The following is a 15731-nucleotide window of genomic DNA, read 5'->3' as shown; positions in this document are numbered from 1 at the left end:
CCCTCATCCTGCCTCGTGCTTGGGTCGCGCGGGGCCGGACGTTGCCGGGGACGGTCCACGCGCACCCCTGCGGGCGGGCTTTCCCTTGCCGCGCGCCGTGCCGGCGCTGGCGCGCAGGGCGTCCAGCAGGTCCACCACATTCTCCGCGCGAGCGGTTCGGCGCCGGGGCACCGGCCGGCCCTCCACCTTGGCGCGCACCAGTTCCGCGAGGGCGTTCTCGTAGCGATCGTCAAGGGCCGCGGGGTCGAAGGTTCCGGTCTTGGCGCGGACGATGTGGAGGGCGAGGGAGAGCATCTCCTCCGTCACCGCCACGTCGGGCACGTCGGCGAACGCCGCGTCGGCGGAGCGCACCTCATAGTCGAAGTTCAGCGTCTGCGCGATGAGCGCGCCGTGCGCGAGGCCGGGACGGATGAGCAGCTTGCGCACGCGGCGGAAGAGCACCACCTCGCCCAATGCAGCCACCTTCCGCGCCGCCAGCCCGGCGGCGATAAGCGCAAAGGCCTCGCTCCCTGCGGCGTCCGACGGGGCGAGGAAGTAGGGCCGGTCGAGATAGGTGGTGTCGATGCTGTCGCACGGGACGAAGGCGGAAACAGTAATCGCCTTGTCCCCTTCCGGCACCACGGATGCGATTTCATCCGGTGTGAGGGTGACGAATTCGCCCGTCGCGACCTCATATCCTTTCACCTGGTCATCGCGGCCCACGGGTCGGCCGGTCTCCTCGTCCACATATTGACGGTGCAGGCGGTGCCCGGTCTTGCGGTTCACCATGTGCAGCGCGATGCGCTCGGAGCTTGAGGCCGCGGCATGGAGCCCGACGCGGCAACCCAGGGCACCGACGGTGAGAAATCCCTTCCAGCTCGCGCGCGGCGTCATGAGCGCCTCTTCGTCCCTTGCCGGGGATCGTCGTCCGTCCGGGCGTCGGGCAGATGGCACACCCGCGCTGGTGATCCGGCAAGGGTTTTTTCTTGCCTCGCTCGTCACCCGCAGGCGCGGTCCGGGCCAATTGTTTCAATCCGCCGGGAAACGCTTTCCAAACTTGAAGAAAGAGGAGGCGTTGTCTGCACAGATTGCGGTGCAATCCGGCGGGCGCGTGCTCTAGCTTGTCTGAAAAGGGATTCGGGAGGCGGGGCATGGTTCGCATCTATGAGGCCGACGAGGTGGAGGCCGCGCTGCCCTACGACCGGCTGATCCCCGCCCTCAGCGCCGCCTTTGCCGAGGCGAAGGTCGAGGCCCCCAAGCGCCATGCCCACGAGGTGGGAACGCCCGACGTGCCGGGCCATTTCTTCGCCATGCCCGCGTGGCGGCGCGGCGAATTGCTCGGGGTGAAGCTGGTGAACGTCTTTCCCGGCAATGCCGCCCGCGGGCTCGGCTCGGTGCACGGCGTCTATGCCCTGTTCGACGGGCAGACCGGCGTGCCGATGGCTCTGCTGGAAGCCGATGCGCTCACCAACCGCCGCACGGCTGCGACCTCCGCGCTCGCTTCCGCCTTCCTGTCGCGGGAAGACAGCGCCACGCTGACCGTGGTGGGCACCGGCAACCTGACCTTCCATCTCGCCATGGCCCATTGCGCGATCCGGCCGATCACGCGGATTCTGGTCTGGGGGCGGACCCTTAAGCGCGCCGAACGGCTCGCCGAGCGCCTCGCCGACATGGGGCTTCCCGCCGAGGTGGTGGAGGATTTGGTGGACGGCGTGCGCGCCGCGGACATCATCACCGCCGGAACCACCTCCGTGGAGCCGCTGGTGCTCGGTGCGGACGTGAAGGCAGGCACCCATGTGGACCTCGTCGGCGCCTTCACCCCCTCCATGCGCGAGAGCGACGACGCGCTGGTGGTGAAGAGCCGCGTCTACGTGGATACGTATCCCGGCGCGTGCGGCGAGGCGGGGGACCTGCTCCAGCCGGTGGCTGCGGGGCGCTGGTCCCTGGACCAGATCGTGGCCGACATGCACGAGCTGTGCGCGGGCCTGAAGGAGGGGCGCACGGATCCCGGCCAGGTCACGCTCTTCAAGTCCGTCGGCGCCGCGCTGGAGGACCTCGTGGCAGCGGAGATGGTCGTGGGGCGGTGAAAGCCCCTCGGACACGCAATCCGGCCGGGCCTGTGAACCGCTTGCCATCGCCGGCATGAACGACAAGCCGTGATGCCGGGGACCGGTCCGGCCGGGGGATCCGCCGCACGGGGTGGGTGCCTCCCGCGCGGCGATCTTGTCAGGGCGCGACCTTCTCCAGCGCGGCGAGGCGCATGTAGAGGGTGGAGCGCGCGATGCCGAGGCGGCGGGCCGCGCGCGAGAGGTTGCCGCCGCAGGCTTCCACCGCCGCCCGGATCGCGGCTTCCTCCACCGCCTTCAGGTCGGTGCCCTTCCGCGGCTCCTCCGCTCCCGCATGGATCTCCGGCGGCAGGTCGGGGAGATCGACGGCGCCGCCGGCCGAGCCGCCCATGGCGATCAGCATGTCCACCACGTTCCTCAGCTCGCGAACATTGCCCGGCCAGGAATAAGCGGCGAGCGCCGCCCGGGCCGCCTCGGTGAAGCGGGGCGCGGGCAACCCGGCCCGGGCTGCCGCGGCGCGGCCGAAATGGTCGAGCAGCAGCAGCACGTCCTCGCCCCGTTCCCGCAGCGGCGGGATGCGCAGGCGCAGGGCGGCGATGCGGTAGAACAGGTCCTTGCGGAAGCGGCCGGCCGCCACCTCGCCGGACAGGTCGCGGTTGGTCATGGAGACGAGGCGCAGGTTCACCCGCCGCGCCGCGTGCCCACCGACGCGGTAGACGACGCCATCCTCCAGCACACGCAGCAGGTAGGATTGCAATTCCAGCGGCATCTCGCCGATCTCGTCGAGGCAGAGCAGCCCGCCGTCCGCCGCCTCCACCTTGCCCTGCTTGCCGGCGGCATCGGCGCCGGTGAAGGCCCCCTTGTCGTAGCCGAACAGTTCGCTGGCGATGAGATCGCGCGGGAGGCCGCCGCAATTGAGCGGCACGAAAGGGCCGCAGGGCTGACGCCCGCCGTGGATGGCGCGGGCGAACACCTCCTTGCCCACCCCCGTCTCGCCTTCCAGCAGGATGGGAAGGCCGCTCTCTGCCATGCGCCGTGCCTTCTCCTTGGCTTCGCGCATCACCGGGCTCTCGCCCACGATGGCCTCGAACGGGAAGGGTTCCGCGTCGCGCACGCCCTCGCGCGGGACTGGCTTCGGCCGGCGTGCGGCGTGGAGCACGACCACGCCGCCGATCTCCTCCCCGTCCTCCCGCACGATCTCGATGCTGGCCCCCGGCAGGAGGGCGGCGACGCGCTCGGCCCAGGCGTCGGGCGCCACCTCCCGCAGGGCCGCGAGGCGCCCGTCGGAGATGAAGCGGTCGTTGCGCCGCGCCACCTCCTTCAGGGCCCTGTCGGTGGAATAGATGAGCGCGCCGGAGCGGCCGAAGGCCAGGATCTCCTCCGAGAGCCAGAGCGAGCGCTTGGAGAGGAAGTGCCGCAGCACCTGCTCGTGCTCCATCTCCAGGCGCCGGCCCAGCACCGCCTCGATCTGGTGGGCGAGGGCCACCGCATGGGCGAGGTTCTGCGGGTTGAAGGTGTCGGTGGAGCCGGAGATGTCCACCGCGCCGATCACCTCGCCGTCGAGGGGATGGTGCACCGGGGCGGCGGCGCAGGTCCACCGTTGGACCGGGGCGCAGAAATGCTCCGAGGCGTGGATCTGCACCGGGCGCCCGCTGGCGAGCGCCGTGCCGATGGCGTTGGTGCCGATTTCGGCCTCGCACCAGCGCCCGCCGCGCTGGAGCTTTACCTCCTGCCCGGTGTCCACGGCGCGCACGTCGCCTTCTGTCTCAAGGATGGTCCCCTCCGTGTCGGTGAGGATGAGCATGGAGCGCGCGTCGGAGAGAAGATGCCGCGCCTCGTCCATGGCGGGGCGGGCGGCGGTGATGAGGCGGGTGTTCTGCCCCCGCCGGCGGTGCAGCTCGGCCTCCGAGACAAGGGGGGCGGCCGCCCGGTTGGCGGCAATGCAATGCTGCCGCGAGCGCTGCCAGGAGGCCAGCACCGCGGGGCGGACGACGGGTGAGGCGAAGCCGTCCTGGTGAAACGCCTCCCAGGCACGGGCAATCTCGCGATATGGCACCAGCTCTGCCCTCCGGGCCGGGCGGCGCGGCGTTCCCGTAAAGGCGCCGCCTGAGCCTGTTGGCCAGCGTCCGGAACCCGTTCGGCTGCGCATTCCCCACGCGGCCCGGGCCTCGTCCGATGGCGGTTCACTCCCTTGTGCGCCGCATTCTTCCGCGCGGGTTGACCCTGGCGGCGGCGGCTTTGACGGCTAGATAAGCGCAGAAACCACGCGCCCGCAAGACCTCGACAGGCCAAGGCCCCAGTCGTTCCCGGCCTTCGTCCGGACGCCGGACAACAAGTGTCCGGAAACCGGACAGTGAAAAATTCAGACAATACATAACGCACTGCACAAAAAGCATGGGAGTCCGCGTATTTCTACAGTCTAGCTGCGATGGCACGCATCCTGCTCCTCCTGTTGCGAGCCGGCACCGAAAAGTGAGGCCGGCAATAATGGGAGGACAATCGCGTGAACGTTCCCGTGGGAAACCTGCGCAACGTCCAGGTGCTCGGCATCGATGCCGGTGGCACCATGACGGACACCTTCTTCGTGGACCAGGACGGCGACTTCGTCGTCGGCAAGGCCCAGTCCACGCCGCAGAACGAGGCCCTGGGCCTCATCGCCTCTTCTGAAGACGGGCTGGCCAACTGGGGCATGTCGCTCCACGACGCCCTCGCCCAGCTCCAGACCGGCGTCTATTCGGGCACCGCGATGCTCAATCGCGTGGTTCAGCGCAAGGGGCTGAAGTGCGGCCTCATCGTCAACCGCGGCATGGAGGACTTCCACCGCATGGGCCGGGCGGTGCAGAGCCATCTGGGCTATGCCTATGAGGATCGCATCCACCTCAACACCCACCGCTACGACCCGCCGCTGGTGCCCCGCCAGCTGACCCGCGGCGTCATCGAGCGCACCGACATGATGGGCACGCAGGTGATCCCCCTGCGCGAGGACAGCGCCCGCGAGGCCGCCCGCGAGCTCATCGCCTCGGATGTGGAAGGCATCGTCATCTCGCTGCTGCATTCCTACAAGAATCCGGTCAGCGAGCGCCGCGTGCGCGACATCGTGCTGGAAGAGGTGGAGAAGAGCGGCAAGAAGATCCCTGTCTTCGCCTCCGCCGATTATTATCCGGTGCGCAAGGAAACCCACCGCACCAACACCACCATCCTGGAAGGCTACGCCGCCGAGCCGTCGCGGCAGACGCTCTCCAAGATCTCCAACGCCTTCAAGGAGCGGGGCACCAAGTTCGACTTCCGCGTGATGGCGACCCACGGCGGCACCATCTCCTGGAAGGCGAAGGAGCTGGCCCGCACCATCGTCTCCGGCCCCATCGGCGGGGTGATCGGCGCCAAGTATCTCGGCGAGGTGCTGGGCTACAAGAACATCGCCTGCTCGGACATCGGCGGCACCTCGTTCGATGTGGCGCTGATCACCCAGGGCGAGATGACCATCAAGAACGACCCGGACATGGCCCGGCTCGTCCTCTCCCTGCCGCTGGTGGCCATGGACTCGGTGGGGGCGGGCGCGGGCTCCTTCATCCGCCTCGATCCCTACACCAGGGCCATCAAGCTCGGTCCCGACTCGGCCGGCTACCGGGTGGGCGTGTGCTGGAAGGAGAGCGGCATCGAGACCGTGACCATCTCCGACTGCCACATGGTGCTCGGCTATCTGAACCCGGACAACTTCCTCGGCGGCGCCGTGAAGCTCGATCGCCAGCGTTCGGTGGACGCCATCAAGACGCAGATCGCCGATCCGCTGGGCCTGTCGGTGGAGGATGCCGCCGCGGGCGTCATCGAGCTGCTCGACAGCGACCTGCGCGACTATCTGCGCTCCATGATCTCCGGCAAGGGCTACTCGCCGGCGAGCTTCGTGTGCTTCTCCTATGGCGGGGCGGGGCCGGTGCACACCTATGGCTACACGGAGGGCCTCGGCTTCGAGGACGTGATCGTGCCGGCCTGGGCCGCCGGCTTCTCGGCCTTCGGCTGCGCGGCGGCGGACTTCGAGTATCGCTACGACAAGTCCCTCGACATCAACATGCCGCCGGATGCCCCCGAGGCCGACAAGGTGAAGGCTGCGCAGACGTTGCAGGCGGCGTGGGAGGAACTCACCCACAACGTGCTGGAGGAGTTCAAGCTCAACGGCTACGCGCCGGAACAGGTGACGCTCCAGCCCGGCTACCGCATGCAGTACCGCGGCCAGCTCAACGACCTGGAGATCGAGTCTCCCCTGAAGCAGGCGGGCACCGCCGAGGACTGGGACCAGCTCACCGACGCCTTCAACGCCACCTACGGCCGCGTCTATGCCGCCTCGGCCCGCTCGCCGGAGCTGGGCTATTCGGTCACCGGGGCCATCATGCGCGGCATGGTGCCGATCCCCAAGCCGAAGATCCCGAAGGAGCCGGAGCAGGGTGAGACCCCGCCCGAAAGCGCCAAGATCGGCACCCGCAAGTTCTATCGCAAGAAGCGCTGGGTGGATGCGCAGCTTTACCACATGGAATCGCTGCGTCCCGGCAATCGGGTGATGGGGCCCGCCGTCATCGAATCCGACGCCACCACCTTCGTGGTGCCGGATGGCTTCGAGACCTGGCTCGACGGGCACCGCCTGTTCCACCTGCGCGAGGTGTGAGGACGGGGACAGGCATAGGCGTCCTGCCCGGGCTTGTCCCGGGCGTCCACGCCGTGCCGCTCGCGCAACGCTCCGAATGCGGCGTCCAGCCGCGGAGCGTGGATGGCCGGGACACGCCCGGCCATGACGAAGCGGGAAAGCCAACACATCCGAGTCAACGCACTCAAAAGGAAACGACCCGATGAACGTCACTGTTGATAAGCGCACCCTCGAGGGCGCGACGCGCGGCATCGTGCGCGGCGGCGAGACGCTGAAGGAGCATCGCGACCGTCTCATGGCCGCCACCAAGGCGAGCGGCCACTATGCGGGCCTCAAGAAGCTGGAGCTGCGCGAGAGCGAGCCCATCCTCTACAACAAGCTGTTCTCGCGTCTGCGGGCCGGCGTGGTGGATGCCCGCGAGACCGCCAAGAAGATCGCCGCCTCTCCCATCGTGGAGCAGGAGGGCGAACTGTGCTTCACCCTCTACAACGCGGCGGGCGACAGCCTTCTCACCTCCACCGGCATCATCATCCATGTGGGAACCATGGGTGCGGCCATCAAATACATGATCGAGAACAATTGGGAGGCGAACCCGGGCGTCCGCGACAAGGACATCTTCTGCAACAACGACTCGCTGATCGGTAACGTCCATCCCTGCGACATCCACACCATCGTCCCCATCTTCTGGGAGGGCGAGCTGATCGGCTGGGTGGGCGGCGTCACCCACGTCATCGACACCGGCGCGGTGGGGCCGGGCTCCATGGCCACGGGGCAGGTGCAGCGCTTCGGCGACGGCTATTCCATCACCTGCCGCAAGGTGGGCGAGAACGACACCCTGTTCCGTGACTGGCTGCACGAGAGCCAGCGCATGGTGCGCACCACCCGTTACTGGATGCTGGATGAACGCACCCGCATCGCCGGCTGCCACATGATCCGCAAGCTGGTGGAAGAGGTGGTCGCGGAAGAAGGCATCGAGGCCTACTGGAAGTTCGCCTACGAGGCGGTGGAGCACGGGCGCCTCGGCCTCCAGGCCCGCATCAAGGCCATGACCATCCCCGGCACCTACCGGCAGGTGGGCTTCGTGGACGTGCCCTACGCCCATGAGGACGTGCGGGTGCCCTCCGACTTCGCCAAGCTCGACACCATCATGCACGCGCCCTGCGAGATGACCATCCGCAAGGACGGCACCTGGCGCCTCGACTTCGAGGGGGCGAGCCGCTGGGGCTGGCACACCTACAACGCCCATCAGGTGAGCTTCACCTCGGGCATCTGGGTGATGATGACCCAGACCCTCATCCCTTCCGAAATGATCAATGACGGCGCCGCCTATGGCACCGAATTCCGCCTGCCCAAGGGCACCTGGATGAACCCGGACGACCGCCGCGTCGCCTTCTCCTATTCGTGGCACTTCCTGGTGTCGGCGTGGACGGCCCTGTGGCGCGGCCTGTCGCGCTCCTATTTCGGGCGCGGCTACCTGGAGGAGGTGAACGCGGGCAACGCCAACACCTCCAACTGGCTGCAAGGCGGCGGCTTCAACCAGTATGACGAGATCCATGCCGTGAACTCGTTCGAGTGCGCCGCCAACGGCACCGGGGCGACCGCGGTGCAGGACGGCCTCTCCCATGCCGCCGCCATCTGGAACCCGGAAGGCGACATGGGCGACATGGAGATCTGGGAGCTGGCCGAGCCGCTCGTCTATCTCGGCCGGCAGATCAAGGCGTCCTCGGGCGGCTCCGGCAAGTATCGCGGCGGCTGCGGCTTCGAGAGCCTGCGCATGGTCTGGAACGCCAAGGACTGGACCATGTTCTTCATGGGCAACGGCCACATCTCCTCCGACTGGGGCCTGATGGGCGGCTATCCGGCGGCCTCCGGCTATCGCTTCGCCGCGCACCAGACCAACCTCAAGGCGCTCATCGCCGAGGGCAAGGACATTCCCTTCGGCGGTGACACGGACCCGGAGAACCCCACCTGGGACCGGATGCTGCCCGATGCGCAGATCAAGCGCGACAAGCAGGCCATCACCACCGAGGAGATGTTCTCCGACTACGATCTCTACCTCAACTACATGCGCGGTGGCCCCGGCTTCGGCGACCCGCTGGATCGTGAACCGCAGGCGGTGGCCGACGACATCAACGGCGGCTACGTGCTGGAGCGCTTCGCCGGCGACGTCTATGGCGTCGTGGTGAGGAAGGGCGAGGGCGGGCAGTATGTGGTGGACGAGGCCGCGACCGCAGCTGCCCGCAAGCAGATGCGCTCCGACCGCCTCGCCAAGTCGGTGCCCGTCACCGAATGGATGAAGGGCGAGCGCGAGAAGATCCTCGCCAAGGACGCGGGCACCCAGGTGCGCCAGATGTTCGCCGCCTCCTTCAAGCTTGGCCCGCGCTTCGAGAAGGACTTCCGCACCTTCTGGAACCTGCCCGACAGCTGGACCCTGCCGGAGGAGGAGATCGGCGTGCCCACCTACGGCTCGCGCTATTCCATGGACATCTCCGAGCTGCCGGACGTTCACACCGTGCAGTTCGTGGAGGAGTGATCCCTCCACTGGGTGGCGGCGCTCGTCGCCGCCACCCGCCTTTTTTCCAATCAAACATCAAGTGGAGGAAACCCGATGGCCTACACCCGTTCCAAGATCGTCGACCTCGTGGAAGGCACGATCGACCCCGATACGCTGCACCAGATGCTGTCCACCCCGAAGGACCCGGAGCGGTTCGTGACCTATGTGGAGATTTTGCAGGAGCGCGTGCCGTGGGATGACAGGATCATCCTGCCGCTTGGCCCGAAGCTCTTCATCGTCCAGCAGAAGGTCTCGAAGAAATGGACCGTGCGCTGCGAGTGCGGCCATGACTTCTGCGACTGGAAGGACAATTGGAAGCTCCACGCCCGCATCCATGTGCGCGACACGCCGCAGAAGATGGAGGAGATCTATCCCCGCCTCATGGCGCCCACCCCGTCGTGGCAGGTGATCCGGGAATATTTCTGCCCCGAATGCGGCACGCTCCACGACGTGGAGGCGCCCACCCCCTGGTATCCAGTCATCCACGATTTCGAGCCGGACATCGATGCCTTCTACACCGAATGGCTCGGCCTGCCGGTGCCCGAGCGCGCGGCGGCCTGAAGGGGAGGGGGCTCAGGGGCCCCCCTCCTGTCACCGAAACAGAAAGGGCGGCCGCAGGGCCGCCCTTTCGCTTTCCGACTTGGGCCTCACTCCGCCGCCGCAGGGGGCGGCTCGGCCACATCGGGGGCCGGCGTGTAGATGAGGCCGCCGCCGTCGCGGAACTTCTGCGCCATCTCGGCCATGCCGGCCGAGGCGAGGTTGTCCGCCTGGGCGCGGGCGATGTCGCCGGCCTCCAGCTTCAGCTCCTGCGAGATCTTCATGGAGCAGAACTTCGGCCCGCACATGGAGCAGAAGTGCGCCACCTTCGCGCCCTCGGCCGGGAGCGTCTCGTCGTGGAAACGCTCGGCCGTCTCCGGGTCCAGCGAGAGCGCGAACTGGTCGCGCCAGCGGAAGGAGAAGCGGGCCCGGGAGAGCGCATCGTCACGGATGCGCGCGGCCGGGTGGCCCTTGGCGAGGTCCGCGGCGTGGGCGGCGATCTTGTAGGAGATGACGCCGGTCTTCACGTCATCCCGGTCGGGCAGGCCGAGATGCTCCTTGGGCGTGACGTAGCAGAGCATGGCGGTGCCGAACCAGCCGATCATCGCCGCGCCGATGGCCGAGGAGATGTGGTCGTAGCCGGGGGAGATGTCGGTCACCAGCGGGCCGAGGGTGTAGAACGGCGCCTCGTGGCAGACCTTGAGCTGCTTCTCCACATTCTCGCGGATGAGGTGCAGCGGCACGTGGCCGGGGCCCTCGATCATCACCTGGCAGTCATGCTTCCAGGCGATCTCGGTAAGCTGGCCCAGCGTCTCCAGCTCGGCGAACTGGGCGGCGTCGTTGGCGTCGGCGATGGAGCCGGGGCGCAGGCCGTCGCCCAGCGAGAAGGCCACGTCATACTGGGCGAGGATCTCGCACAGCTCCTCGAAATTCTCGTAGAGGAAGCTCTCCTTGTGGTGGGCGAGGCACCACTTGGCCATGATCGAGCCGCCGCGCGAGACGATGCCGGTGACGCGGTTGGCGGTGAGCGGCACGAACGGCAGGCGCACGCCGGCGTGCACCGTCATGTAGTCCACGCCCTGCTCGCACTGCTCGATCACCGTGTCGCGGAACACCTCCCAGGTGAGGTCCTCGGCGACGCCGTTCACCTTCTCCAGCGCCTGGTACATGGGCACGGTGCCGATGGGCACCGGCGAATTGCGCATGATCCATTCGCGGATGGTGTGGATGTTCTTCCCCGTGGAGAGGTCCATCACCGTGTCGGCGCCCCAGCGGGTGGCCCACACCAGCTTGTCCACTTCCTCTGCGACGCCTGAGGCAACGGCGGAATTGCCGATATTGGCGTTGATCTTCACCAGGAAATTCCGGCCGATGGCCATCGGCTCGGTTTCCGGGTGGTTGATGTTGTTGGGGATGATGGCGCGGCCGCGCGCCACTTCCTGCCGCACGAATTCGGGCGTGATCTCGGTGGGGATCGCCGCGCCCAGGCCCATGGCCTGGTGGTGCGGATGGGCGCCGCCGTTCACCCGGGCGAGATTCTCGCGGGCGGCCACATATTCCATCTCCGGCGTGATGAGGCCGGCGCGGGCGTAGGCCATCTGGGTCGGGCGCCTGCCCGCCTTGGCGCGCAGGGGCTTGCGGCCGGAGAGGTCGAACTGCGGCAAGGCGGAGGACTGGCCGGCCTTCAGCCCGTTGTCCTCGGGCTTGATGGCGCGCCCGTCCACCTCTTCCACGTCGCCGCGCTCGCGGATCCACCCGGCGCGCAGCTGCGGCAGGCCTTTGGTGAGGTCGATGAGGGCGTCCGCATCGGTGTAGGGACCGGAGGTGTCATAGACCTTCACCGGCGGCTCGTCCGGGGTGGACAGGCCGATCTCGCGCATGGCGACCCGCACGTCCGGGCGGGCGGCCGAGACATAGACCTTGCGCGAATAGGGCAGGGGGCCGGTGGTGACCTTCAGAGAGGACGTCGAGGCTTCGTCCAGCATGCGGTTCTCCGTTCAGCTTGCGCTTTCAACGAGAGCCGGGGGTAGAGCTAGGAGACGGGTGCGAAGCGGCACTGAGCGCCGGTATGCACAAGTTCCGATCCCTTCGCCGGTATGACCCGGATCAGGTTCAAAGGGTCATCGCGGTGCCCGCGAGCCCTGACAGCGGGCGGACTTGCGATATCTCAGCCCCTTCCGGGGCCCCCCTTGGAACGGGTCAAGTGTGGTGTATACGAAAGCCCAATGTCAACGCTGCACCGCAGCGATCCGGGCGGCGACTTATGCTGCGCCGCCGCTGCCAACCAGTATTGCGCGGCGGTGGGCGGGCCGCGCGGGTCCCGGGCCTGTGCTTCAGGCTGCGAGGATGTGGGTGTGGCGCCCGGTGCGGGACGCCCTCTCCGAATCCTGGGGCGGAGCGCTTTCCTTCAGCTCCCGCAGCACCTCGTCCAGCCGATCGAGGGCGTCGCTCGCCTCATGCTCCTCGCGGGTCGATCCCGACTCCCAGGTGGCTTCGTTGCGGATTTCCTCCGCCTGCGCCTGCCGGGCGAGGTAGGCCCGGACATCAAGCAGCGCCGCTGTGATGGTTGCGAGAGAAGTCATGATCGTGCCCTTGATCGCGAATTATACCTCCAAGTGACCGCACTATTGCGGCGGCCTCATGACGCAAAAAGCCCTGTCGCAACGGCATACGTACCGAAAATCGCTCACTTTTTTGAGCGCGACGGGTGACGTAGCAAGATGGCGTGACGGAACGTTGGCCGGTATTTTGGTGCGGCATTGTGCGCGTGTGGATGGCCTGGCGCAGGGGCGAGGGGAGGGTGGCGGGCGCGCGGCGCCGGGGATAAAGTGGCGCGCCCGGGGGAGAGGCCTGCCTCGGGCCCGGCGCAGACGCCGCATCCAGACGTCGAGCTTAGCCATGGAAGCCTATCACCATCTGCTCCGCCGCATCCTCGACACCGGTGTCCGCAAGGACGACCGCACGGGGACGGGCACGCTCTCCGTCTTTGGCCACCAGATGCGTTTTGCCCTGGAGGAGGGATTTCCTCTCGTCACCACAAAGAAGCTGCACCTGAAGTCCATCGTGCACGAGCTGCTGTGGTTCCTCGCGGGCGACACCAACATCCGCTACCTGAAGGAGAACGGCGTCACCATCTGGGACGAGTGGGCGGATGCCCATGGCGAACTGGGCCCCGTCTACGGCCATCAGTGGCGCTCCTGGCCGACGCCGGAGGGGGGCGTGATCGACCAGATCGCGCAGGTGGTCTCCGATATCCGGCGCAATCCCGATTCGCGACGCCTCATCGTCACCGCCTGGAATCCGGCGGACGTGGCGAAGATGGCCCTGCCGCCCTGCCACTGCCTGTTCCAGTTCTATGTCCTGGAGGGCAGGCTCTCCTGCCAGCTTTACCAGCGCTCGGCGGACGTGTTCCTGGGCGTGCCGTTCAACATCGCCTCCTACGCGCTGCTCACCCACATGGTGGCGCAGGTGACCGGGCTGAAGGTGGGCGATTTCGTCCACACGCTGGGTGACGCGCACCTCTACACCAACCATCTCGACCAGGCCCGTGAGCAGCTCGCGCGGCAGCCCCGCGCGCTGCCGCGGCTCGAGCTCAATCCGGATGTCACCGACATTTTCGCCTTTCGCTACGAGGACGTGAAGATCGTCGGCTACGATCCCCATCCCGCCATCCGGGCGCCGGTGGCCGTCTAGGGCGCGATCCGGGCCGATGGACCGATCGGCTCGGGGAGCAGCCCTCTGATTTCAAGATTGAGAACGCGGTATCCGACCAGATCGGGCAATCTGACCGGCGCGTGCTCTAGCCGATGGCCGATCCGGGTGCGCCTGCCTCCGCACCCGCTTTGCAGCTTGTGAGTGCCAGTCAATCTCTTCAGGGAGGGTCTCATGGCGGATGCGGGTAGTCTTCTGGGCCAGCTCATCGGAGCGGCCATCGGCGGGGGCAGTGGCGGCGTGCGCGGCGGAAGCAGCGTCAGCGGCGGCTCGCCCCTCGACCAGATCCTGAAGAGCGTGCTCGAAGGGCAGGGCGCCCCCGGCGGTCCCTCGGGCCAGTCGGGCGGCGGGCTCCCCGGCGGGCTCGGCGACATCCTCGGCCAGGTGCTGGGTGGCGGCCAGCCGGGCGGCGACGTGTCCAGCGGACGGGCGCAGGGTGGGCCGTCCGGTCTTCCCGGCGGGCTGGGCGACATTCTTGGCCAGGTGCTCGGCGGCGGTGGCCGGCCGGGCGGGGGACAGGGCCAGCCTTCGGGCGGATTACCCGGTGGGCTGGGCGACATTCTCGGGCAGGTCCTGGGCGGCGGGGCGCCATCCGGCGGAGGCCTGTCCGGTGGCGCGGCCTCGGGCAGCCTTGGTGACCTCGCATCGGAAGCGCTGGGCCGGGGTGGGTCGACGCCCGCCGGGTCGTCTCCCGGTGCCCTTCCGGATGCGGATCCGGCGCCCGCCCCTGCGCCAACGCCCGCGCCGCAGTCGGGTGGTGGCGCCGGGGATCTGCTGAAATATGGCGGCCTCGCCGTCATCGGCATGATGGCCTGGAACGCCTTTCGCAAATGGCAGGCGCAATCGGGCGATGGGCGCGCGGCCTTCACCTCCGGCACGCCGGAGGCGGCAGGGTTCTCGCCCACGCAGGCCCCGGGCGGGGCGGCGGCCTTCTCCGGCGTGCTGCTCGCCGCCATGGCGGCGGCGGCCCAGGCCGATGGGGAAATCGACGACGACGAGCTCCAGCGCATCACGGGCGGGCTTGCCCGCATGGGAGCCGGCACGCCGGAGCAGGACGCCCTCGCGACTTTCCTGACCACCCCGGTCGATCCCCGGCAGGTGGTCAGCGCGGCGACGAGCCCGGAGGCGGCGCTCCAGATCTACGCCGCCTCCGCCATGGCCATCCGGCCGGACAATGCGGCGGAACGGCAGTATCTGGAAAACCTCGCCGGGGCGCTGGGCATCGATCCCGGCCTCAAGGCGCAGGTGGACCGGGACCTCAACGCCTGACGCCTCACGCAGACGTTAGCGCGCGCGCCGTAACACGGCCGCGTCCCGGCGCGTAATGGGGAAGCCGGCGGCGAATGGAACGCCGCCGCGCTGCCCCAACAGGTGACCATGCCCCGTTTCCTTACGCCGCTGCTCTACGAACGCTCCGGGCGGTTCAGCGTGGAGAAGGCGCTGTTCCTCCTCGCCTCGCTCCTGCCGGCGGCCTGGCTTGCCGGCCGGGCGATGGCGGGCGACCTCGGCCCGAGGCCGTGGACCGAGGCCATCCATTTCACCGGCCTGTGGGCGGTGCGCTTCCTGGCGGTCACGCTCGCCATCTCCCCGCTCCGGCGCCTGCTGATGCTGCCGAAGCTCTATTTCGGGCGACGTGTCTTCGGCGTTGCCACGCTGGGCTACGCGCTTTTGCATCTCGCGCTGTTCATCCTCGACCAGGGGGCGGGGCGGGCGCTGAGCGAGATCGTGCTGCGCGTCTACCTCGTCATCGGCGCGGTGGCGCTGCTGCTGTTGGTGGCTTTGGGCGCCACCTCCTGGGACGGGGCCATCCGCCGCCTCGGGGGGGAGCGGTGGAACCGCCTGCACAAGGCGGTCTTCGTCATCGCGGCGCTGGGGTCCGTCCATTTCTTCCTGCAATCGAAGCTGGACGTGACCGAGCCGGTGCTCATGTCCGGCGTGTTCCTGTTCCTGATGGTCTATCGCATCGCCGTGAAGCTCTTCGGCACCGTCACGCCCCTCGGCCTCGCCGGCCTCGCGGTGGTGGCGTCCGGGCTCACGGCGGGCGCCGAGATGGCGTGGTACGGGCTGGCGACGCGGGTCGATCCCTGGCTGGTGCTGGAGGCGAACCTGTCCTTCGACCTTGGCCTGCGGCCCGCCTGGTGGGTGCTCATCGGCGGCCTTGCGGTGGCGGCCGGGACCGCCGCCTGGGGCCGCCTCGCCCCGGCGCGCAAGGGCGCCGGCGGGCGCAAGATGGCGCCGGCGTGAGCGG

At 68.4% G+C, this 15731-nt stretch carries 11 protein-coding genes and 1 riboswitch; of the genes, 7 read left to right on the top strand and 4 right to left on the bottom strand.

From position 1 onward, the window contains the following. Positions 1–3 precede the first annotated feature (3 nt). Positions 4–873 (bottom strand): non-homologous end joining protein Ku, encoded by an 870-nt coding sequence (gene ku / locus V5F59_RS13520; protein WP_393978193.1) that lies wholly within the window; start codon positions 871–873, stop codon positions 4–6. 257 nt (positions 874–1130) lie between these two features. Between ku and lhpI the strand changes: the two genes are divergently transcribed. Next, complete coding sequence (lhpI, locus tag V5F59_RS13515; RefSeq protein ID WP_393978191.1) at positions 1131–2066, top strand: bifunctional Delta(1)-pyrroline-2-carboxylate/Delta(1)-piperideine-2-carboxylate reductase; 936 nt, start codon at positions 1131–1133, stop codon at positions 2064–2066. 139 nt (positions 2067–2205) lie between these two features. Here the strand turns inward: lhpI and V5F59_RS13510 are convergent, their stop codons facing one another. Continuing rightward, positions 2206–4101, bottom strand: a complete 1896-nt coding sequence (locus V5F59_RS13510; protein WP_393978189.1) for a sigma-54-dependent Fis family transcriptional regulator — start codon at positions 4099–4101, stop codon at positions 2206–2208. Positions 4102–4548: 447 nt separating this feature from the next. On the opposite strand from V5F59_RS13510, the gene V5F59_RS13505 reads away from it, so the two are divergent. From V5F59_RS13505 to V5F59_RS13495, 3 genes are all read left to right on the top strand, one after another. After that, entirely contained in the window at positions 4549–6702 is a 2154-nt protein-coding gene (locus V5F59_RS13505) for a hydantoinase/oxoprolinase family protein (protein WP_393978187.1), read from the top strand. Positions 6703–6883: 181 nt separating this feature from the next. Next, complete coding sequence (locus tag V5F59_RS13500) at positions 6884–9214, top strand: hydantoinase B/oxoprolinase family protein (RefSeq protein ID WP_393978185.1); 2331 nt, start codon at positions 6884–6886, stop codon at positions 9212–9214. Positions 9215–9289: 75 nt separating this feature from the next. Then, on the top strand, positions 9290–9796 hold the full coding sequence (locus tag V5F59_RS13495; RefSeq protein ID WP_393978183.1) for an acetone carboxylase subunit gamma: 507 nt from the start codon (positions 9290–9292) through the stop codon (positions 9794–9796). Positions 9797–9882: 86 nt separating this feature from the next. On the opposite strand, the gene thiC is transcribed toward V5F59_RS13495, so the two are convergent. Both thiC and V5F59_RS13485 read right to left on the bottom strand, forming a co-directional pair. Continuing rightward, complete coding sequence (gene thiC, locus V5F59_RS13490) at positions 9883–11757, bottom strand: phosphomethylpyrimidine synthase ThiC (protein WP_393978181.1); 1875 nt, start codon at positions 11755–11757, stop codon at positions 9883–9885. 80 nt (positions 11758–11837) lie between these two features. Continuing rightward, a riboswitch (TPP riboswitch) is annotated at positions 11838–11972 on the bottom strand. Positions 11973–12105: 133 nt separating this feature from the next. Next, positions 12106–12354 carry a hypothetical protein gene (locus tag V5F59_RS13485; RefSeq protein ID WP_393978179.1) on the bottom strand — a complete coding sequence of 83 codons (249 nt, stop codon included), beginning with the start codon at positions 12352–12354 and terminating at the stop codon, positions 12106–12108. Positions 12355–12670: 316 nt separating this feature from the next. On the opposite strand from V5F59_RS13485, the gene V5F59_RS13480 reads away from it, so the two are divergent. From V5F59_RS13480 to msrQ, 3 genes are all read left to right on the top strand, one after another. Then, a complete protein-coding gene (locus tag V5F59_RS13480) occupies positions 12671–13465 on the top strand; it encodes a thymidylate synthase (protein ID WP_393978177.1) in 795 nt (264 codons plus the stop codon). A 192-nt stretch (positions 13466–13657) separates the two neighbouring features. Then, positions 13658–14752, top strand: a complete 1095-nt coding sequence (locus V5F59_RS13475) for a tellurite resistance TerB family protein (protein WP_393978175.1) — start codon at positions 13658–13660, stop codon at positions 14750–14752. A 108-nt stretch (positions 14753–14860) separates the two neighbouring features. Then, on the top strand, positions 14861–15727 hold the full coding sequence (gene msrQ, locus V5F59_RS13470; protein WP_393978173.1) for a protein-methionine-sulfoxide reductase heme-binding subunit MsrQ: 867 nt from the start codon (positions 14861–14863) through the stop codon (positions 15725–15727). Positions 15728–15731: the final 4 nt, after the last annotated feature.

Origin of the sequence: Xanthobacter nonsaccharivorans (assembly GCF_043194755.2) — a bacterium.
In the GTDB taxonomy this organism is placed as follows: domain Bacteria; phylum Pseudomonadota; class Alphaproteobacteria; order Rhizobiales; family Xanthobacteraceae; genus Xanthobacter; species Xanthobacter autotrophicus_G.
Note: the sequence above shows the minus strand (reverse complement) of the source record. Positions and strands in the feature narration are given on the sequence as shown.

Excerpts from the sequence above, each read along its gene's own strand:
- V5F59_RS13495 (WP_393978183.1), top strand. The coding sequence starts at position 9,290 with ATGGCCTACACCCGTTCCAAGATCGTCGACCTCGTGGAAGGCACGATC.
- ku (WP_393978193.1), bottom strand. The coding sequence starts at position 873 with ATGACGCCGCGCGCGAGCTGGAAGGGATTTCTCACCGTCGGTGCCCTG.
- V5F59_RS13480 (WP_393978177.1), top strand. The coding sequence starts at position 12,671 with ATGGAAGCCTATCACCATCTGCTCCGCCGCATCCTCGACACCGGTGTC.
- lhpI (WP_393978191.1), top strand. The coding sequence starts at position 1,131 with ATGGTTCGCATCTATGAGGCCGACGAGGTGGAGGCCGCGCTGCCCTAC.
- V5F59_RS13500 (WP_393978185.1), top strand. The coding sequence starts at position 6,884 with ATGAACGTCACTGTTGATAAGCGCACCCTCGAGGGCGCGACGCGCGGC.
- V5F59_RS13475 (WP_393978175.1), top strand. The coding sequence starts at position 13,658 with ATGGCGGATGCGGGTAGTCTTCTGGGCCAGCTCATCGGAGCGGCCATC.
- thiC (WP_393978181.1), bottom strand. The coding sequence starts at position 11,757 with ATGCTGGACGAAGCCTCGACGTCCTCTCTGAAGGTCACCACCGGCCCC.
- V5F59_RS13485 (WP_393978179.1), bottom strand. The coding sequence starts at position 12,354 with ATGACTTCTCTCGCAACCATCACAGCGGCGCTGCTTGATGTCCGGGCC.
- msrQ (WP_393978173.1), top strand. The coding sequence starts at position 14,861 with ATGCCCCGTTTCCTTACGCCGCTGCTCTACGAACGCTCCGGGCGGTTC.